This is a genomic window from Paractinoplanes deccanensis (assembly GCF_016862115.1).
Lineage (GTDB): Bacteria > Actinomycetota > Actinomycetes > Mycobacteriales > Micromonosporaceae > Actinoplanes > Actinoplanes deccanensis.
Genome location: NZ_BOMI01000115.1, coordinates 1 through 19,704, shown reverse-complemented (window position 1 = coordinate 19,704; position 19,704 = coordinate 1). Strand labels below are relative to the sequence as shown.

At 73.7% G+C, this 19,704-nt stretch carries 18 protein-coding genes and 1 pseudogene; 14 read left to right on the top strand and 5 right to left on the bottom strand.

Annotated elements, in window-relative coordinates:
- Position 1: 1 nt before the first annotated feature.
- Together Ade02nite_RS28985 and Ade02nite_RS28980 are read right to left on the bottom strand one after the other, a co-directional pair.
- On the bottom strand, positions 2-1,402 hold the full coding sequence (locus Ade02nite_RS28985) for an NAD(P)/FAD-dependent oxidoreductase (RefSeq protein WP_203770816.1): 1,401 nt from the start codon (positions 1,400-1,402) through the stop codon (positions 2-4).
- Positions 1,403-1,442: 40 nt separating this feature from the next.
- The gene (locus tag Ade02nite_RS28980; protein WP_203770814.1) at positions 1,443-2,312 is read right to left on the bottom strand and encodes an RNA polymerase sigma-70 factor; all 870 of its coding nucleotides are present in this window, start codon (positions 2,310-2,312) and stop codon (positions 1,443-1,445) included.
- A gap of 76 nt (positions 2,313-2,388) precedes the next feature.
- On the opposite strand from Ade02nite_RS28980, the gene Ade02nite_RS28975 reads away from it, so the two are divergent.
- The 4 genes and pseudogenes from Ade02nite_RS28975 to Ade02nite_RS28960 all read left to right on the top strand — a co-directional run bounded on the left by Ade02nite_RS28975 (position 2,389) and on the right by Ade02nite_RS28960 (position 4,728).
- Positions 2,389-3,129 carry an alpha/beta hydrolase gene (locus Ade02nite_RS28975; protein ID WP_203770812.1) on the top strand — a complete coding sequence of 247 codons (741 nt, stop codon included), beginning with the start codon at positions 2,389-2,391 and terminating at the stop codon, positions 3,127-3,129.
- Positions 3,130-3,149: 20 nt separating this feature from the next.
- Positions 3,150-3,857, top strand: coding sequence for an alpha/beta fold hydrolase (locus Ade02nite_RS28970; protein WP_203770810.1), 708 nt, complete (start codon positions 3,150-3,152; stop codon positions 3,855-3,857).
- Between the two features lie 33 nt (positions 3,858-3,890).
- Positions 3,891-3,986 (top strand): annotated as a pseudogene (locus tag Ade02nite_RS28965) (MerR family DNA-binding transcriptional regulator); the annotation flags it as partial.
- Between the two features lie 211 nt (positions 3,987-4,197).
- Positions 4,198-4,728: a GyrI-like domain-containing protein gene (locus tag Ade02nite_RS28960; RefSeq protein ID WP_203770807.1), complete on the top strand. Its 531-nt coding sequence runs from the start codon at positions 4,198-4,200 to the stop codon at positions 4,726-4,728.
- Here the strand turns inward: Ade02nite_RS28960 and Ade02nite_RS28955 are convergent.
- Positions 4,712-5,365, bottom strand: a complete 654-nt coding sequence (locus Ade02nite_RS28955; protein WP_203770805.1) for a GNAT family N-acetyltransferase — start codon at positions 5,363-5,365, stop codon at positions 4,712-4,714. The genes Ade02nite_RS28960 and Ade02nite_RS28955 overlap by 17 nt on opposite strands.
- A 148-nt stretch (positions 5,366-5,513) precedes the next feature.
- Between Ade02nite_RS28955 and Ade02nite_RS28950 the strand changes: the two genes are divergently transcribed.
- The 4 genes from Ade02nite_RS28950 to Ade02nite_RS49660 are packed head-to-tail and all read left to right on the top strand — an operon-like array spanning position 5,514 to position 9,223.
- Complete coding sequence (locus Ade02nite_RS28950) at positions 5,514-6,890, top strand: glycosyl hydrolase family 18 protein (RefSeq protein WP_203770803.1); 1,377 nt, start codon at positions 5,514-5,516, stop codon at positions 6,888-6,890.
- 56 nt (positions 6,891-6,946) lie between these two features.
- Positions 6,947-7,444 (top strand): LURP-one-related/scramblase family protein, encoded by a 498-nt coding sequence (locus Ade02nite_RS28945; RefSeq protein WP_203770801.1) that lies wholly within the window; start codon positions 6,947-6,949, stop codon positions 7,442-7,444.
- Between the two features lie 34 nt (positions 7,445-7,478).
- The gene (locus Ade02nite_RS28940) at positions 7,479-8,003 is read left to right on the top strand and encodes a DUF302 domain-containing protein (protein WP_203770799.1); all 525 of its coding nucleotides are present in this window, start codon (positions 7,479-7,481) and stop codon (positions 8,001-8,003) included.
- A gap of 2 nt (positions 8,004-8,005) precedes the next feature.
- Positions 8,006-9,223 carry a patatin-like phospholipase family protein gene (locus Ade02nite_RS49660; RefSeq protein ID WP_239169140.1) on the top strand — a complete coding sequence of 406 codons (1,218 nt, stop codon included), beginning with the start codon at positions 8,006-8,008 and terminating at the stop codon, positions 9,221-9,223.
- 65 nt (positions 9,224-9,288) lie between these two features.
- On the opposite strand, the gene Ade02nite_RS28930 is transcribed toward Ade02nite_RS49660, so the two are convergent.
- On the bottom strand, positions 9,289-10,788 hold the full coding sequence (locus Ade02nite_RS28930; protein WP_203770796.1) for a pyridoxal phosphate-dependent decarboxylase family protein: 1,500 nt from the start codon (positions 10,786-10,788) through the stop codon (positions 9,289-9,291).
- Positions 10,789-10,857: 69 nt separating this feature from the next.
- A complete protein-coding gene (locus Ade02nite_RS28925) occupies positions 10,858-12,303 on the bottom strand; it encodes an MFS transporter (protein WP_203770794.1) in 1,446 nt (481 codons plus the stop codon).
- A gap of 76 nt (positions 12,304-12,379) precedes the next feature.
- Between Ade02nite_RS28925 and Ade02nite_RS28920 the strand changes: the two genes are divergently transcribed.
- The 6 genes from Ade02nite_RS28920 to Ade02nite_RS28895 all read left to right on the top strand — a co-directional run bounded on the left by Ade02nite_RS28920 (position 12,380) and on the right by Ade02nite_RS28895 (position 19,670).
- The gene (locus Ade02nite_RS28920; RefSeq protein ID WP_239169139.1) at positions 12,380-12,988 is read left to right on the top strand and encodes a TetR/AcrR family transcriptional regulator; all 609 of its coding nucleotides are present in this window, start codon (positions 12,380-12,382) and stop codon (positions 12,986-12,988) included.
- 9 nt (positions 12,989-12,997) lie between these two features.
- Positions 12,998-15,721, top strand: a complete 2,724-nt coding sequence (locus tag Ade02nite_RS28915) for an ATP-binding protein (RefSeq protein WP_239169138.1) — start codon at positions 12,998-13,000, stop codon at positions 15,719-15,721.
- A gap of 83 nt (positions 15,722-15,804) precedes the next feature.
- Entirely contained in the window at positions 15,805-16,524 is a 720-nt protein-coding gene (locus Ade02nite_RS28910; RefSeq protein ID WP_203770792.1) for an ABC transporter ATP-binding protein, read from the top strand.
- Complete coding sequence (locus Ade02nite_RS28905) at positions 16,521-17,816, top strand: FtsX-like permease family protein (RefSeq protein ID WP_203770790.1); 1,296 nt, start codon at positions 16,521-16,523, stop codon at positions 17,814-17,816. Before Ade02nite_RS28910 ends, Ade02nite_RS28905 begins: the two co-directional genes overlap by 4 nt.
- On the top strand, positions 17,813-19,024 hold the full coding sequence (locus Ade02nite_RS28900; protein WP_203770788.1) for a sensor histidine kinase: 1,212 nt from the start codon (positions 17,813-17,815) through the stop codon (positions 19,022-19,024). Before Ade02nite_RS28905 ends, Ade02nite_RS28900 begins: the two co-directional genes overlap by 4 nt.
- A 1-nt stretch (position 19,025) precedes the next feature.
- Complete coding sequence (locus Ade02nite_RS28895) at positions 19,026-19,670, top strand: response regulator transcription factor (RefSeq protein ID WP_203770786.1); 645 nt, start codon at positions 19,026-19,028, stop codon at positions 19,668-19,670.
- Positions 19,671-19,704: the final 34 nt, after the last annotated feature.

Here is a 19,704-nt window from a genome sequence, read left to right as displayed (position 1 = left end):
GTCATGCCGAGGGGGCATGCTCACGCGAGGCTCCGGCGGAGACCGCCTGCACCTCGTGCGCGGCCGGCTCCTCGGACGCGGCCGGCACCTCGCCGCCCGTCACGAAGGCGCGGCGCGGGTGCTGCACCGACGCCAGCGACACGATGTCGCGCCCGAACAACGCGGCCGTCACCCAGACGAGCAGGACGCGCACCTTGCGCTCCCAGCTCGGCACGGCGAGCACGTGATAGCCCCGGTGCATCACCCACGCCGGGAAGCCCTTGATGACGATTCCCTTGTACTGGAAGATGCCCCGCCCCAGGCCCAGCGTCGCCACCACGCCGAGGCTGTGGTGCAAATACTGCTTGGGCTCGCGGCCCCGCAGGCTCGCGACGATGTTCCTCGCCAGCAGCTTGCCCTGGCGGACGGCGTGCTGCGCGTTCGGCACCGTCGCGGCGCCGGGTTTGGCGCCGGCCAGCGCCAGGTCGGGCACGGCCGCGTCGTCGCCGGCGCCCCACGCGTCCGGCACGAACGACGACGCGTCACCCACGCGCAGGTCGGCGCGGACCATCAGCATGCCGCGGCCGTCGATCGGCAGGTCGGTGTGGTTGCGCACGAGCGGGCTCGCCGCGTTGCCGACCGTCCACACGATGAGGTCCGAGTCGAACTCCTCGCCGGTCGACAGGACCACGTGGCCGCCGTCGGCCGACTGGAGCACCGCGTTGAGGTGGATGTGCGCGCCGCGCTTCTCCAGCGAGCGCACCACCCACTCGCCGGGCTTGTCCGTCACCTCGGGCAGGATGCGGCCGCGCGCCTCGACCAGGTGGAAGGAGAGCTCGGCCGGGTCGAGCTCGGGATATCTGCGGGCCAGCGCGGTCGCCAGCGACAGCAGCTCGCCGAAGCCCTCCACACCCGAGAAGCCGCCGCCGACGAAGGTGACGGTCAGCAGCCGGCGGCGCTGCGGGCCGGGCGGGAGCGTGGCGGCGCGGTCGAAGTTCGTCAGCAGGCGGTCGCGGATGGCCACGGCCTCCTCGACGTGCTTCATGCCGATCGCGTGCTCGGTGACGCCGGGGATGTCGAGCTTGCGCGTCACGGCGCCCGCGGTGACGGCGATGATGTCGTACGGGAACGCGTACTCGGGTCCCTCGGCGGGGCGGATCGTGGCCGTCTTGTGCGCGTGGTCGACCTTCACCACCGTACCGGCGATGATCCTGGTCTTGGTGAGGTGGCGGCGCATCGACACGGCGGCGTGACGGGCCTCGACGGAGCCGGCCACGACCTCGGGGAGGAACGGCTGGTAGGTCATGTAGGGACGAGGGTCGACCACGACGACGCGCGCTTCGTCACGGCGGAGCTTCTTCTCCAGCTTCCACGCCGTGTAGAAGCCGGCATAGCCGCCGCCCACCACCAGGATCGTCCGCATGGGGTCCTCTGTTTCTCTCGCAGTCACCCCTTAGACCGGATCACCCCAGCGTTTGTGACAGTTTTTCGGGAACCATCTGCCAGAGAACGCGGTCGATGCCCTCCGCCGTCGCACCGGCCGTGAGGTAGGCCGTCCGGCCGTCGGCCAGCCGGATGAGCAGCGCGCTCTGGCCGTTGCTCGCCAGCCACCGCAGCTCGGCACCGTCCCAGATCCACTCGGAGAGCGCCATCATGAACTTCGCGACCCGCAGCGCTCCCTCGACCGGACGGCGGGCGACGCCGGGCGCGCCGTTGCCGTCGGAGAGGCTGACCACGCCGGGCGCGAGCAGCTTCTCGAGGGCGCTCAGGTCGCCGCCGCGGGAGGCCTCGAGGAACGCGGCCAGCAGCCTCTTTTGCTCGTCGGCGGCCACCGGTGTGCGCCGCGACTCGGTCAGGTGCTTGCGGGCGCGGCTGACGAGCTGGCGCACGGCGGGCTCGGAGGTCTGGAGGATGCCGGCGATCTGCGCGTACGGGTAGTCGAACGCCTCCCGGAGCACGTAGGCGGCGCGCTCGGCGGGCTTGAGCCTCTCCATCAGCAGCAGGGTCGCGTATTCCAGCGCCTCGCCTCGTTCGGCGCCCAGATAGGGATCGGCGCTCGTGTCGACGGGCTCGGGCAGCCAGGGCCCGACGTACGTCTCGCGGCGGGCGCGCGCCGACTGGAGCTCGTTGATGGCGAGCCGGGTGGTCGTGGTCGCCAGGAACGCGGCCGGATTCGTGACCTGGCTGCGGTCGTACGCCTGCCAGCGCAGCCAGACGTCCTGGAGCAGGTCCTCGGCCTCGCCGGCGCTGCCGAGCATCCGATAGGCGATGCCGAACAGCCGCGGGCGCACGCCGAGGAAGACCGCCGTGGCATCGTCCAGATCCGTCGTCACCTGCCCATCCTGATCCGTGCCGCGGCAATCACCAAGCTTCTGTCACAGAAACCACGGCCGTCCTGTCTCGGCTGGCATGATGCTTCTCCCCGGCGACCGCACCCGCAACGACGACCGCGCCCGCGGCGACGACTCGGCTCGCCAAGCGCTGGAGGCCGCACAGGCCGCCCCCGCGCCGAAGCTCGACGTCGACGAGACGTGGGTGACGGTGGGCGACGTGCCGGTGCGTATCGTGCGCCCGCCCGGGGCCACCCGGGTGCTGCCGGCGGTTCTCTACCTGCACGGCGGCGGCTTCGTGATGGGCAACGCCGGCACCCACGACCGGCTCGTGCGGGAGCTCGCCGTCGGGGCGCACGTGGCGATCGCCTTCGTCGAGCACGAGGGCGCCTTCGCCGAGGCTTGGGAGCAGTCGTACGCCGTGGCGCGGTGGATCGCGGCGCGGGGCCGGTTCGCCGGGCTGGACGGCGCCCGGATCTCCGTCGCGGGCGACGAGGCCGGCGGCGCCCTGGCGGCCGCGCTGTCGGCGACCGGCATCCCCTTCATCCACCAGTCGCTGTACTACCCGTGCGGCCTCCGCGAGGTCGCGGACCCGTCCCGGTCGCCGGAGACGTTCGTCGTCGCGCGTGGCGACGACGAGGGCGCTGCCTACGCCGGCAGGCTCCGAGCGGCCGGTGTCCGCACGACGACCGTCACCTACGAGGGTGCCCCGCCCCACTTCATGATGCTCAACGCGCTGCGCGCGTCGCCCGCGGCCACCGGCGCCGTCGAGCGGGCGATCCGGGCCCTGCGTTCCGCCTCTCACCCCGGCCGGCAATGACGTCCAGGAAGGACAGCGCCATGACACCGACCGTCGTGCTCGTGCACGGAGCCTTCGCCGAATCGGCGAGCTGGAACGGCGTCGTCGAACACCTCAAGGAGAACGGCGTGCCGGTGGTCGCCGTCGCCAATCCCCTGCGCAGCCTCGCGGGCGACGCCTCGTACGTCCGCGACGTCGTCGCCGGCCTCGGCACGCGGGTGGTGCTGGCCGGCCACGCCTACGGCGGCATGGTCGTCACCGAGGCGGCGGCCCGCCTGCCCACGGTCGCGGCCCTGGTCTACGTGAGCGCCTTCGCGCCCGACCAGGGCGAGTCCGCGCTCGCCCTGACCGCGAAGTTCCCCGGCAGCAGGCTCGGCACGGCCCTCACCTCCTACCACCTCACCGCCGGCGGCGTCGAGCACGCCGTCCGCCCGGAGGCCTTCCACGAGCACTTCGCCGCCGACCTGCCCGCCGAGCGCGCCACCGTCATGGGCGCGACCCAGCGGCCCGTCACGCAGGCCGCCCTCGCCACCGGTCTGCTCGCGGCCACCCCGGCCTGGCGGTTGACACCGTCCTGGTTCGTCTTCGGCGACGCCGACCGCGCGGTGCCGCCGGCGCTGCACCGTTTCATGGCCGACCGCGCCGGCGCCAAGGGCGTCCACGAGGTCCCCGGCGCCTCGCACGCCCTGCCCGTCTCGCGCCCGGCCGAGGTCGCCGGCACCATCCTCGACGCGGTGGCCCGGATTTGACCCTGCCCTTGTGGGAGGGTTCAGGATGAGGCGGTGCTGCTCACCATCGGAAGCTTCGCGCGGCTCTGCCGGCTGAGCGTCAAACAGCTGCGCCACTACGACGAGGTGGGGCTGCTCAAGCCCGCGGCGGTCGACCCGGCCACCGCGCGACGGCCACCGAGGAGGAGCTCGGCGCGGCGGTCGGAGCCTGCGCCGCGCGGCTGGTGCGGGCGGGGCTGGTGCCGCGGTGGGGCCTATTCCCGGCCGATCTGGGCGGCGAGATGCACATCGCGGTCGGTGCCTTCGGGACGGAGCCCGATCAGCTCGTCACGCGGCTCGTGGTTGCTGTCGAGGAGGAGTCGTGACGCTCTTCACGGCGAGGACATCGCCGGCTTTCGTCGACGTGCCGGCGCTGGCCTACCTGATGGTCGACGGTGCCGGCGACCCCAATGGACCGGCCTATGTGGACGCGGTGCAGCGCTTGTACCGCACGGCGTACCGCATCCGCGCCGTCTTCAAGGCGCGCGGCGAGGTGTACAAGGTGCCGCCGCTGGAGGGGTTGTGGACGGACGTCGGCGACGGGCTCGGCGACCGTACCGGCTGGAAATGGACCATGATGCTGCTCCTGCCGCTGGGCGCGCCCCCGTCGCCGGTCGAGATGCCCGCGGGCGTGCGGCTGGAGACCTTCGAGGAGGGGCCGTCGGTGCAGGTCCTGCACGTGGGCCCATACAACCGGGAGACCGCCGCGATCGGCCGCCTGCTCGCCTTCGCCCGGGAGCACGGCCGCGAGGTGACCGGCCGCCATCACGAGATCTACCTGAGCGACCCTCGGCGCACGGCCCCCGAGCGGCTCAGGACCATCATCCGGTACGGGGTCACTCCGGGTACGTGACGCCGGGCGTCGACGCGATCAGCACATCGGCGACCGTCCGCCAGCCGAGCCTCGCGTAGAGGCGCTGGCCGTCCTCGCTGGCGATGAGCAGCCCGTGCCGGGCCGGCGCGGCCTCGGCGAGCGCGCTCATGACGGCGCTGCCCAGCCCGCGGCGCCGGTGGGCGGGCAGCGTCTCGATCCGGTCGGCGATGCCGTCGTCCCCCACGACGCCCATGGTGCCCCGCGCGCCCACGTCGCCCTCGCGGTCGAGCACCTCCACCCGGACGACCGAGTCCTCGACGCGCGACTCGACCCGATAGCCCGGCGGCGGCGCGCTGCGCGGCTGCTCGCCCAGCTCGACCGTCATGAGCTTCTCCGAGCGCTTGAGCACCACCAGCCCGGCCGCCTCGATCGCCGCGGCCGCCCGGCCGGGCTCGACGGTCGGCACGGTCAGCCACGTTACTTCCTGTTCGCGCCGGACCAGCCCGGCCAGCCCGGCGACGGACGCCACCCCGTCGAGCGCCACGTATTCGACGTCCCGCCCGATCTGAAGGCACCGGACCCGCAGCCCCGAGCCGAGATCATCGGCCGCCGGGAGTCCGCGCGCGACTCCCCATCCCCGCTGCCACCGGACAACAAGCTCCCGAAGATCACTCACCGCGCTAGTAGATCATCCGCTGTCCATCGGCTCAGGGCTTTTATGAAGTCCTATATTGACGAATATTAGTTAACCTTCCTAAGATTTCCCCGCCCGTAGTCATCCCCACGGCGCTCCCCCGCGCCGGACACGAAGGGTCGCCATCCCCATGGCCATCAAGAGAAGAAGCAGGTGGGCGGCCTCGGCCGCCGCGCTCACCGTCGCCGCGGTCGGCACGATCACGGCGATCGCTGTGCAGGGCACCTCGGAGGCCGCCGTCCTGCCGAACGGCTTCAAGAGCGTCGGCTACATGCCGTCCTGGGCCGGCAGCGTCACCAGCATCCAGTACTCGAAGCTGACGCACATCAACTACTCGTTCGCGCTGCCCAACGCCAACGGCACGCTCCAGCCGATCGAGAACACGTCCAAGCTCCAGCAGCTCGTCACGCTGGGGCACCAGAACAACACCAAGGTCTCGCTGGCGATCGGCGGCTGGAACGACGGCAACGACTCGGCCTTCGAGTCGCTCGCCGCCAACTCCGGCACGCGCACCACGTTCGTCAACACCGTCATGAGCACCGTCCGCCAGTACAACCTGGACGGCGTCGACATCGACTGGGAGTACCCCGACCCCGGAACCTCCGGTAACAACTACACCGCGCTCATGCAGCAGCTCAGCACCGCGCTGCACAACGAGGGCAAGCTGCTCACCGCCGCGGTCGTCAGCGAGGGCACCACCGCCAACGGCGTCCAGCCCGCGGTCTTCGGCTACGTCGACTGGCTCAACATCATGGCGTACGACGGCGGCAGCCCCCACGCGAACTACGACTGGGCGATCGCCAGCGCCAACTTCTGGAAGGGCCGCGGCCTGCCCAAGGCGAAGACCGTGCTGGGGGTGCCCTTCTACAGCCGCCCCGGCTACCTCACGTACGCCCAGCTGGTGGCGCAGGACCCGGCCAACGCGAACCGCGACTGCACCCCGTCCGGCGAGTGCTACAACGGCCTGCCGACGATCCGCCGCAAGACCCAGTGGGCGCTGGCGAACGCCGGCGGCATCATGAACTGGGAGCTCTCGCAGGACGCCACCGGCGCCAACTCGCTGGTCAGCGCCATCTACGAGACCGTGATGGGCGGTGGCGGCCCGACCACCCCGCCGCCGTCGGGCCGCACCGGCCGCATCACCGGCATCGCCGGCAAGTGCGTCGACATCGCCGGCGCGAGCAGCGCCAACGGCACGGCCGTCCAGCTGTACGACTGCAACGGCACCACCGCGCAGAACTGGACCGTCGGCACCGACGGCACGATCCGCGGCCTCGGCAAGTGCCTCGACGTGGCCGCCGCGGGCACCGCGAACGGCTCGCTCGTGCAGATCTACGACTGCAACGGCACCGGCGCGCAGCAATGGCGGTCGCAGTCGAACGGCACACTGCTCAACCCGGTCAGCAACAAGTGCCTCGACGCGTCGAACAACAGCTCGGCCAACGGCACCCGGCTCCAGATCTGGGACTGCTTCGCCGGCGCCAACCAGCGCTGGGTGCTCCCCTAGTGAGGACGCTGCGCGGCCCGCTTTCGCCGCGGCGGGCCGCGCAGCACACTGGAACCATGTATGTGATCAAGGAACGGTTCTTCTCCATCGGCGACGACTTCGACGTGGAGGACGAGAACGGCAACCGCGTGTTCCACGTCGACGGCAAGGTCTTCAGCGTCCGTAACCGGGTCGTCATCGAGGACGTGAACGGCGACGAGGTCGCGTCGGTCCACCGCCACCTGGTCGCGCTGCGGCCCACGTACGAGATCAGGATCGGCGGCGAGAAGGCGGCCGAGGTGCGCAAGAAGCTGTTCACGCCCTTCCGCGACAAGTTCACCATCGACGTGCCGGGCCCGGACGACCTGGAGATGAAGGGCAACCTGCTCGACCACGAATACGTCATCGAGCAGGACGGCCGCGAGGTGGCTGCCGTCTCCAAGCGCTGGCTGACCATCCGCGACACGTACGCGGTGCAGGTCGCCGAGGGCGCCGACCCGCTGCTGATCATCGGCAGCGTGCTCGCGCTCGACCTGGCGCTCGACCGCGACAAGCGCGGCGAGTCAGATGACTGATGAAGGCGGCCGCCCGGCTGCCTAGCGTCGAGGCATGACCTACAACGAGACGCGGAGCAGGGTGACCGTCGAGCGGATCACCCTGACCTCCGGGCGTACGTTCGACGACGTTCTCACCAGCCTGTACGAGGGGATCTCGCGCCCCGACATCGCGGCCGCCGCCCGTGCCTGGCTCGGCGCGACCTCGTACGAGGAGTTCGAAAAGGTGATCGCCGAGGCCGCGGGACCGTCGGGTCTCATGCAGTTCCTGCCGCTCGACCAGGGCGCGGCGCTGGCGAAACTCCCGGGCGTGCCGCCGCGCCGCCTCGAACGGATCATCGCGGGCAACCCGCTCACCATGGCGCGCCTGACCCGCCACGTGCCCGAGGCCGGCTCGTACGCCCCGGTGTCGATCCTGGTCTGGGAGGACGGCGGCGCGGTGCACCTCGCGTACGACACGATGGAAAGCTCGATCGCCCCGTACGGAAGTGAACCGGCGTTCGCGGTGGCCCGCGAACTGGACACCGAGGTCTTGACCTTGATGCGGGCCGCGGCGGATCCGGGCTCCGATAGCATCTGAGGATGTCCGGGGGACGGCGGGTGGCGCTGGCGCTGGGCTCCGGGGGTGCTCGGGGGTTCGCGCACATCGGGGTCGTGCAGGTGCTCGAGGAGCGTGGCTTCGAGGTCTGCTCGGTGGCGGGGTCGTCGATGGGCGCGCTGGTCGGCGGGGTGATGGCCACCGGGCGGCTCAAGGAGTTCACGGACTGGGCGGTGCGGCTCAAGCAGCGCGACATCCTGCGCCTGATCGACCCGAAGTGGGCGCTGCCCGGCGCGATGGCCGCGGATCGGCTGATCAACCACCTGAACGACTTCCTCGCCGACGCCGAGATCGAGCACCTGCCGATCCCGTACACGGCGGTGGCGACCGACATCAACGCCCGGCGCGAGGTGTGGTTCCAGCGCGGCCTGCTCCGCTCGGCGATCCGGGCCTCCATCGCGATCCCCGGCCTGATCACCCCCGTCGTGATCAACGGTCGCCTGCTCGCCGACGGCGGACTGCTCAACCCCGTACCCATCGAGCCGACCGCGGCCTCGGGCGCCGATCTGACCATCGCCGTCTCGTTGCAGGCCCCACGCCCCCAGGGCGAATCGGCGGCCCCGGTGCGGGCGGCTGCGGCCCCACACTGGTACGAGGACTGGCGCGAGCGCCTCCGCCACGTCTTCCACACCAGAAACGGCCGCGCGGCCCCCGCCGAAGCCCCCCTCGACGCCATCGACGGGCCCGTCGACATGCCCCTCGACCTGCCGGGCACACCCCCCGCGGCACCGCTCGACCTGCCCGGCGCGGCGGCCGCCGCCCTGCCCAGCGACGGCCGCGGTACCGAGCCCGCCGGCCTGCCCACCGGCCGCACTGGCACTGGCACCGGCACTGGCACCGGCACCGGCACTGGCACCGGCACCGGCAGTGCCGGCCTCCCCGGCAGTGCCGGCACCCCCGGCACCCCCGGCACCCTAACCGACATTTCGGAAATGTCGGTTAGAGGCGGCTCGAGTAGCCGGCCGAGTGCCGCCGATCCCGTGCCGCTCCCCGCCAACCTGCGCATCGCCGACGTCCTCGGCTCGTCGCTGGACGCCATGCAGGACATGATCGCGCGCTACCGGATGGCCGGCCTGCCGCCGGACGTCCACATCGCCGTGCCGGTCAACGCCTGCCGCGTCATGGACTTCCACCGCGCCGCCGACATGGTCGCCCTGGGCCGCGCCCTGGCCACGAGGGCCCTGGACAACGCCTCCCTCTGACGCGGCTCACGGGCGCGGGTCTCTCCGCCGCGGGCGCCGACTCGCAGCGGAGAGGGTGCCGCGTCTCAGCCGCGGGCCGCCATGACGGCGTCCACGGTGCGGTCGACGTCCGCCTCGTCGGTCGACCAGTTCGACACGGAGACGCGGATGGCCGCGGCGCCGTTCCAGGTGGTGCCGCTCATCCAGGCCGTCCCCTCGTCCTGGAGGCGGCGCAGGGCCCGCTGGGTCGTGTCGTCGTCGCCGAGGCGCACCAGCACCTGATTGAGCACGACCTCGTTGAGCACCTCGGCACCGGCGGCCGACAGCCGCTCGGCGAAGCGGCGGGCGAGCGCGCACGACCGTTCGACCAGCTCCGCGATCCCGTCCCGGCCGAGCTGGCGCATCGCCGCGTAGACCGCGAACCCGCGCGCCCGCCGCGAATGCTCGGGGTTGTAGTCGAGCGCGTCCCGCTCCCCCTGCTCGGCGTGCATGAGATAGCTCGCCCGCACCCCCATCGCGGCGCGGTGCGCCTCCGGATGGGCACAGATCACCAGCCCCGAGTCGTACGGCACATTCAGCCATTTGTGCGCGTCAGTGGCCCACGAGTCGGCCCGCTCGATCCCCGCCAGCAGCGGCCGCAGCCGGGGGCTCGCCGCCGCCCACAGCCCGAAGGCCCCATCAACATGCAGCCAGGCCGCACGCCGTCCGGCGCCACCCCGCCGCCCGCTTCCGAGCCCGACACCGCCCGGCCCGACACCGCCCGACCTGACACCGCCCGACCCGACACCGCCCCCGCTCGCCCCAGCAGCCGCCCCCCATTGGGTTCCCACTCCGGACATTTCCGAAATTTCGTAGATCGGGTCGATGGCGCCGGTGTTCACGTTGCCCGCCTGGGCGCAGACGATCGTCGGGGCGTCCTCCGCCGCCAGGGCCCGCGCCAACGCGGCCGGGACGATCCGGCCCTGGCCGTCCATCGCGACCGTGACCAGCGAACCGGTGCCCATGCCGAGCTGGCGCAGCGCCCGGTCGATCGTGCCGTGGCGCCCCTCCCCCACGATGACGCGCACGCGCGGCGCGCCCCACAGCCCGTCCGCGTCCACGTCCCAGCCCTCGCGCCGCAGGACCGCACGGACCGCGATGGCGAGCGCCGTGAAGTTGGCCATCTGGCCGCCCGTGACATAGCCGACAGACGACCGCGCGGGCAGCCCGAGCAGGTCGATCAGCCAGGCCCCCGCGGTCTCCTCCACCACGCTCGCGGCCGGGCCCAGCACGTACAGCCCGGCGTTCTGGTCCCAGGTCGACGTGAGCCAATCCGCCGCGAGCGCCGCCGGCGTGGCCCCGCCGACCACGAAGCCGAAGAAGCGGCCGCTCGACGACGCCATCACGCCCGGCTCGGCCGCCGCCACCAGGTCCGCCACCACCTTTTCCGGCCGGAGCGACTCTTTCTGGAGCGGGCCGCCCAGCGCCGCTCGCATCTGCGCCAGCGAGGCCACCGGCCGCACCGGGCGACCCGGCAGCCCGCCGAGGTAGGCCGCGGCGTGGTCGAAGGCCACGCCCAGCGGCCCTTTCCAGTCCGGGCTCTCCATCCCGCCAGGCTAGGCCCGCCGGACCGCGGCGATCCACGGCCGCGGAGGATCAGATGCCCGACACCGGCCTCAGGCCTCGACGAGCTCCGGTGCCGCCGCCGGCGCGCGGTGCTTGGCCGCCGGGCGGTCGCTCGCGAGGAAGAACAGCACCAGGGCCGCGCCGATCGCGAAGACCACGGCGCCGAGCGCGTAGCTGATGCGGAACGCGTTCTCGGTCGGCAAAGCCGCCGCGCCGACGTGCTTGGTCTGGCCGGCGAGGATCGTGATGACCAGCGCGCTGCCGATCGTGCCGCCGACCGTGCGCATGATGGAGTTGACCGAGTTGGCGATGCCCGTCTCGGCCGGCTTGACGTGGCTGACGAGCAGGGCCGGCATCGACGCGTACGCCATCGCGATGGCGCAGCTGGCCACGACGAACGCCGCGATCGTCTCCACCTTGTTGTCATGCAGGAAGGTCAGCGAGGCCATGCCGAGCGCGCCGATGCCGCAGGCGAGGGCGAGAACGACGCGCGGGCCGAGCTTGCCGACCAGCACGCCCGCGAGGGGGCCGATCACGACGCTGGCCGCCGCGCCCGGCAGCAGGAAGACGAGGCTCGTCTCGAGCACTGTCGCGCTGAAGCCGAAGCCGGTGTACGCGGCCGGGCTCTGCACGAAGTAGCTGGTGGCGAGCTGGAGCGCGAACATCGCGAAGCCGACCGACATGGCCGCCAGGTTGGTCACCAGGATCGGACGGTGGCGCAGCATCTCGACGGAGACGAGCGGGGCCGCCGTACGGCGTTCGAGGAAGTAGAAGCCGACCAGGATCACGACGGCGGCGGCGAAGAGCAGCAGCACGCGGGCCGACCCCCAGCCCCAGGTGTGCCCCTGCGAGATCGGCAGCAGCAGGCTCACGAGTCCGGCGGAGAGGACCGCCGCGCCGACGAAGTCCACCCGGCCGCCCGCTCCGGCACGCCGGGGCAGGGTGAGGGCGAGCGCCAGGGCGACCGCGCTCATCGCCACGCAGAGCCAGAAGATGCGCCGGTAGTCGGCGTCGCCCTGGGTGAGCAGGCCGGAGGCGACCAGCGCCACACCGCCGCCGACGCCGAGGGTCGAGGCGACCACGGCCATGCTGTGGGTGAGCTTGCTCGGCGGCAGCTCGTGACGCAGCAGGCTGATGCCGAGCGGGAAGAGCGCGAAGCTGGTGCCCTGCAGGACGCGGGCGACGATCAGCCAGCCGATGTCGTGGACCGTGGCGGCGAGCACGCTGCCGGCGAGGGTGACGACGAGCGTGGCCACGAAGACCGGCTTGACGCCGAGGACGTGTCCGAGCCGGCCGAGCAGCGGGGTGCAGGCGGAGGCGGCGAGCAGGGTCGCCGTGGAGACCCACCCGACCGTCGTCGCGTCGGCGCCGAGCTGCGCGGCGATCTGCGGCAGCACGGGGACCGGGATGGACTGGATGAGCGACAGCAGGAAGCTGGCGGCCGCGGCGGCTACGAGGAGCAGCCCCGGGCGAGCGGCGCGTGGGGGTGTGGTCACGTCCGCCTACACTATCGACGCGGTGTCGATTTTTGTGGTCACCGCGTCGATGATCACATGGGGAATGATCGGAAACATGAGTCAGGTAACACGGCGCCGCACCGGCCCGTCCAAGGGCGATCTGCGGGAGGCCGCGATCCTCGAGGCCGCTCGAGCCCTGTTCACCGAGCGGCCGTACGAGTCGATCACCATCGACGATCTGGCCGGTGGCGCCGGCATCTCGCGCACGAGCTTCTACTTCTACTTCCCCACCAAGACCGCCGTGCTGACCGCGCTGATGGCGCGGGTCGGCGACGAGCTGGCCGCGTCGCACGTCTGGTTCGACGCCGAGGGCCCCGCCGCCGGCCTGCTCCGTGAGCAGCTCGCCGCCTCGGCGCGGCTGTGGCGCGACAACGCCGGCATCCTGTCGTGTGCCGCCAGCGCGATGGCCACCTCGCCGGAGCTGCGCGAGTTCGTCGGCCGGGTCCGGACCCGCTACGACGAGCGCGCCGCCGAGAAGATCCGCCGCGATCAGGCCGCCGGCACAGCGACCACGGCCATCGCGGCCCACCGGCTGGCCGAGATGATCTCGGCGATCCGCGACGCCCGCTACGAGCAGCTCGCCGGCGCCTCCGACGACGAGCTGCGCGAGGCCGTCGACGACTTGACGGAGGCGATCTCCCGGCTCGTCTACGGGCGGGCTTAAAATACCCGCGTGACGGGCGTGGCGAGCATGATCGGCAGGGATGCCGAGCTCGGCATGGCCCGCGGGCTGCTCGACGAGGCGGCGGCCGGCAACGGCACCGCCCTGCTGATCCACGGCCCCGCCGGGGTCGGCAAGACAGCCCTGCTGCGCGCCGTGGCCGCCGAGGCGACCGTCCGGGGCTTCACCGTGCTGCGGGCCGCCGGCATCGAGGCCGAGCGCTGGTTCCCCTTCGCCGCCCTGCACCTGCTGCTCCAGCCCCTGCTCGCCGAGATCGACCGGCTGCCGGCCGCGCACCGCTCGGTGCTGCGGGTCGCGTTCGGCGCCGACGACGCCGAGCCCGACGTCTACCGGGTCGGCCTGGCCGTGCTCGAGCTGCTCGCCGAGGCCGCCACCGAGCGGCCGGTGCTGGCGGTCGCCGACGACGTCCAGTGGATGGACCCGTCGAGCCGCGACGTGATGCTCTTCGTGGCCCGGCGGGCACACGGGCACGCCCTGCTGGTGCTCGGCGCGACCCGGCCCGAGGGCACCGGGCGGGTCGGCAGAGGCTACACACCCGAGCTGGCGCTGGGCCCGCTCGACGAGCCGGCCTCCGCCGAGCTGCTCGACGCGGGCGCGCCCGGCCTGTCCCCGCGGCTGCGCGCGCTCGTCCTCGACCGTGCCGCCGGCAACCCGCTCGCCCTGATCGAGCTGCCCAAGGCCGTGCAGGCGACGCCGGCCGGCACCGACGACCTGCCGCTCACGCAGCGCCTCGAGACGGCGTTCGCCGCACGGACCGACTCCACCAGCCCGTCGTGCCGGGCGCTGCTGCTCGTGCTCGCGGCCGAGCCGCACGCGCCGCTCGACCGTCTGCTGGAGGCGGCCGGGCAGGTCACCGGCTCGATCGTGACGATCGACGCGCTCCAGGAGGCGGTCGACGCGGGCCTGGTCACGATGACCGCCGACGGGCCCGAGTTCCGCCATCCGCTGATGCGCTCGGCGATCTACAACCGGGCCCGGGTCACCCACCGGCTCGCCGCCCACCGCGCCCTCGCCGCGGTCCTCGCCGACCGGCCCGACCGGCAGTTGTTCCACGAGGCGGCGGCCACCATCGGCCCCGACGAGGAGCTGGCCGGCCGGCTCGAGCGCTTCGCCGACGCGGCCCAGGCGCGGGGCAAGGTCGCCGCGGCGGTTCCGGCCCTGCAACAGGCCGCTTCGCTCGTACGGGATCCGCGCCGCCGCACCGGCATCCTCGTGCGCGCCGCCGAGCTGTCCGGTCAGCTGAGCGACCGCCGCCGCACCCGCGCGCTGCTCGCCGGCGCCGATCCGGGCGAGATGGGCCCGGTGGAGCGCGCCCGGCTGCTCCTGGTCAGCGACAGCGCCGCGTTCGAGCCCGACGAGCCGCACCGGCGCATCCACGACATGGTCACCGCCGCCTCGGGTGCGGCCGCGGCCGGCGCCCGCGACGTCGCCGACAACCTGCTCTGGCGGGCCGCGGCCCGCTGCTTCTTCCAGGACGGCGACGCGGCCACGCGCGCCGAGCTCGGCGCCGCCGCGGACGGCTGGGACGCGAGCCCGGACGATCCGGTCGTGCTGACCGTGCGCGCCTACGCGCAGCCGTACGAGCGGGGCGCCGACGTGCTCGCCCACCTCGACCGGCTCGACCCCGACCGCGCCGACGGCCGCACCCTGCACTACCTCGGCAGCGGCGCGATGGGCTTCGGCGACTTCACCCACAGCACCCGCTGGCTGGCCCAGGCGGCCGCCATCTGGCGCGCCCAGGGCCGCCTCGGCCTGCTGGCCCGCGCGCTGGCCGGCGCCTGGCCGCGCTACTACCTCGGCCAGCTCGACCAGGCCCGCACGGACGCGGCGGAGGGCGTCGCGCTGGCGAAGGAGACCGGCGAGGCGATCGTCTCGCTCGGCGTGCGCTCGGTCGCGGGCCTGGTGGCGGTGACCCGCGGCGAGCCCGGCCCGGCCGAGGAGATGGTGCGCGACCTGCGCGCCGACCCGCTGCTCATGGGCATGCCGTTCGCGTCATCCATCACGCTCCAGGTGGAGGGCCTGCTCGCGCTGTTCGGCGGCCGCGCCGACGAGGCGTACGACCAGCTGGCGCGCGTCTTCGACCCGGCCGACCCGCACTTCCACTCGGTGAGCCGCTGGCTCGTCGCCCCCGACCTCGCCGACGCCGCGCTCGCCGCGGGCACGGTCGAGCAGGCCCGCGAGCTGGTGGCCGAGCTGCCGTCGCTGGCACGGCGCCTGCCGACCGAGATGATGACGATGGCGTACGCGTACACGAGCGCCGTCCTGGCACCGGACGACGACGCCGAGAACCGCTACGCCGAGGCGTTCGCCACCCTGCCCGCCTCGCTCCAGCTCGTCCGCGCCCGCCTGCACCTCAACCATGGCCGCTGGTTGCGCCGCCAGCGTCGCCAGCTCGACGCGCGAGCCCCGCTGCGCACCGCCCGCGACGAGTTCGACCGCCTCGGCGCCCGCCCCTGGGCCGAGCTGGCCCGCGACCAGCTCCGGGCCACCGGCGAGTCCAGCGGCCGCCGCCACGAGAACCTGAGCGACAAGCTGTCCGCCCAGGAGATGCAGATCGCCGCACTGGCCGCCGAGGGCCTGACGAACCGCGAGATAGGCCAGCGCCTGTTCATCTCGCACCGCACCGTGGGCGCCCACCTCTACCGCATCTACCCCCGCCTCGGCGTGAGCGGCCGCCGCCAGCTGGCCGCCGCCCTGAGCACGACGGCCCGCTGACGCCGCACGGGTGCGGGTAACCGCACCTCGCGGGGACGGCTCGCACGGATGTGCCCGGGCCGGCCGGTGGCCAGAGTGGACACATGGACTTCGTGATCTCGCTGGACGCGGTGTCGCGGCGCTATCCCCGGGGCGTGTGCGCGCTGCGGGACGTGTCGCTGGACGTACCGGCCGGGCAGTTCGCCGCCGTCATGGGCGCGACCGGATCGGGCAAGAGCACCCTGCTGCACTGTGCCGCCGGGCTGGACCGGCCGACGGGCGGGCGGGTGCGGCTCGCCGGGCAGGACATCACCCGGATGCGGGAGGCGCGGCTCACCCGGCTGCGGCGCGATCGGGCCGGGTTCGTCTTTCAGTCGTACAACCTGCTCTCCGAGCTGACGGTCCGGCAGAACGTGGCCCTGCCGGTGCGCCTCGGCGGGCCGCGCGCCCGCACCGTCGACGAGGTGCTCGGCCAGGTGGGGCTGGGCGGGCTCGGCGAGCGCCCGGTGGGCGAGCTCTCCGGCGGGCAGCGGCAGCGGGTCGCGGTGGCCCGGGCGCTGGTCACGGCGCCGGCGGTGATCTTCGCGGACGAGCCGACGGGCGCGCTGGACCCGGCGACCGGATCGCAGATCCTCGGGTTGCTGCGCACGGCGGCGGACCGCGACGGGGTGACCGTCCTGATGGTGACGCACGACCCGGCCGCCGCCGCGTGGAGCGACCGTCTGGTGCTGCTGCGCGAGGGGGCCGTGGCGGACGACCGGGCGGCGCCGGGCGCGGCGGAGATCGCCGAGCGGCTGCGCGGCGTCTCGGCGGTGGCCGCGTGATCCGCCAGGCGCTGCGGGCGAACCCCTGGGCCTTCCTCGGCCCGGCCGCCACGCAGGCCCTCGCCGCCGCGCTCGTCACGACCGGGCTGTGCCTGGTGGCCTCCTTCGACGGCGCCCGGCTGGGCGACAGCGACGTCGCGGACATCGGGCTCATCTTCACCATCTCGTCGGTCTACCTCGCGGTGCTCATCGTCGGCGTCACCATGGGCACCGCCATCGCCGGCCAGGCCCGCGACATCGCCCTGACACGCACGGTCGGCGCCACCCCGGGGCGGGTCCGGCGGGCGATCGCCGCGCAGGCCGTCCTGGTCGCGCTGCCCGCCACGGCCTTCGGCATCCCGCTGGGGCTGCTGGCCGGGCAGGCGTGGCTGCACGGGCTCGCCGGCAGCGGGGTGGTGCCGGCCGGCGTCGCCTTCCGGGTGCACGGCGGCACGGTGCCGATCGCGTACGCGGTGACGGTCGGCACCTCCCTGCTCGGCGCGATGGCCGCGGCGATCCGGCCGTCGCGGCTGCGGCCCGCGGTGGCGCTGACGGAGGCGGCGGTGCCGCGGCGGGGCACGGGCCGCGTGCGTACGCCACTGGGCCTGCTCCTCGTCGCCGGCGGCGTCGCTCTCGCCGTGGTGATCAGCGACCTCGACGCCGCGACGGCCGACCAGGCGGGGCTCTTCGTCATGCTCGCCATGTGCGTCGGGACGGGCCTGCTCGGGCCGGTGCTGTTGCGCGCCGCGGCGCTCGTGGCCCGGCGGCTCGGCCCGATCGGCACCCTGGCGGCGGACTCGGTGACCGCCCATGCCCGGTCGCTGTCGGGCGCCCTGGTGCCGCTCACCCTGGCGGTGGCCTTCGCGGCGTTCACGATCGTGCGGGGCACCACCGTCGCGCACGTCACCGGCGTCGCGACGCCGTCCGCCGACCGCTGGCTGGAGTATTCCGGAACCGGCGCCTACACCGCGTTCGCGGCGATCGCGGCGGTGAACACCTTGCTGACCGTCATGCACGCGCGGCGGCGCGACCTGGCCGTCATGCGGCTGGCCGGCGGCACCCGCGGGCGCACACTGGCGGTCGTTGTCTGCGAGGCTCTGATCGTGACGAGCACAGCGCTGGCGGCCGGGGCGGTGGTGGCCGCGACGACCCTCCTGCCGCTCCTGCACACCGCGCTCGGCACGTGGCGCCCGTGGCTGCCGGTGTCCTGGCTGGTGGCCGGTGTCACGGCGGCCGCCGCCCTGGTCTTCGCGGGTATGGTCGCGCCGGCCGCGGCCGGGCTGCGCCGGCCGCCGATCGAGGTGGCCGGGTGATCCTGCTGCGGGTCTGGGCGAGCCGCCGCACGTGGCGGGAGCTGCTGTACGTGCTCGTCGCGGCGGCGCTCCGGCTTCCGGCGTTCGCGCTCGCGCTGCTCGGCATCGTCGCGTGTGCCCTGTCCGTGCTGGTCCTGGGGCTCGTGCTGCTCGCCGCCGTGCTCGTGCTGGCCCGCCGCGCGTCGCGCTGGCTACGCGTCCCGGCCCGCCGCATCCTCGGCTGGGACTGGCCCGATCCGCAGCCGCTGCGGGCGCCGACCGGGTGGGGCCGATTCCTCGCACTCTTCGGCGACGCGACGGCGTGGCGCGCATTGGCGTACTGCTTCCTGAGCTTTCCGGTCTTTTACACGGGCGCGTACGGCACGGCGATCGCCCTCGGCAGCGGCCTGGCGGCGGCGACCTACCCGGCCTGGTGGTTCATCGACCCCGGAGGGCTCGGCGCAGACGCGCACACGTGGCCGCAGACCTGGGGCAAGGCCGCCCTGGGCCTGCTGTTGCTGCTCGCCGCGCCGTGGCTCGTGCGCCTCACCGTCGCCGTCGACCGTCTGCTGGTACGGGGCCTGCTCCAGCCGACCGCGGCCGCCCGGCGCATCGCCGAGTTGGAGGCGGCGCGCACGGCCCTGCGCGAGGACTCCGCGGCCCTGCTCCGCCGCGTCGAACGCGACCTGCACGACGGCACCCAGGCCCGGCTGGTGGCGCTCGGCGTGGCCTTGTCGCGCATCGAGCACCGCACCAGCGAGCAACCGGTGCGGGAGGTCGCCGCCGACGCACGGCGCACCGTGACCGAGGCGCTGGCCGAGCTGCGCGACATCGTGCGCGGCATGCACCCGCCGGCCCTCGACGACGGTATCGGCGTGGCGCTGAGCACGCTGGCCGGCCGCAGCGCCGTGCCCGCGTCGGTCACCGTGGACCTGCGCACGCCTCCGCCCGGCGCCACCGCGTCGGCGCTCTACTTCGCCGCGGCGGAACTGCTCACCAACATCGCCCGGCACGCGCGCGCCACCCGAGCCGAGATCCGCCTGCGCGAGGAGGACGACCGGCTCACGCTGGTCGTGCACGACGACGGCCGCGGCGGGGCGGCCACCGATGCGGGCGGCACCGGCCTCAGCGGACTGGCCCGCCGCATCGAGGCCCTCGACGGCCGCCTGCACGTCAGCTCGCCGGTGGGCGGACCCACCACCGTCACCCTGACCGTCCCCCGGGAGTGAGATGCGCGTCGTCATAGCCGAGGACAACCCGCTGCTGCGCGACGGCATCGCGCTGCTGTTCCGCGAACACGGCATCGAGGTCGCCGCCGCGGTGGACAACGCGCCGGCACTGCTCGACGCGGTCGCCGCCGCACAGCCGGACGCGGCGGTGGTGGACGTGCGAATGCCACCGACACACACCGACGAGGGCCTGCGCGCGGCGCTGACGATCCGCGCCGACCACCCCCGGGTGGCGGTGCTCGTCTTCTCGCAGTGGATCGAGACGAGCTACGCCCGCCGCCTGCTCTCCGAACACAGCGGCCACGTCGGCTACCTGCTCAAGGACCGGATCGTCAGCACCGGCGACTTCGTCGAGGCGCTGCGCCGGGTCGCCGCCGGCGGCACGGCCCTCGACCCCGAGGTGGTGCGCCACCTGCTCGCCGCCCCGGCGGCCGACGCGGGCCTGGCCCGGCTCTCCACCCGCGAACGGGAGATCCTCGGCCTGCTCGCCGAGGGCCGCTCCAACGTCGCCATCGCCGAGGCCCTCCACCTGGCCGAACGCAGCGTCGAAAAGCACGTCACGGCCATCTTCACCAAGCTCGACCTGCCGCACGACCGCTCCGACCACCGCCGCGTGCTGGCCGTCCTGCGCTACCTGCGCGCCTGAGCCACGCCGGCGCGTCCTTGACCTAGGCGCATGG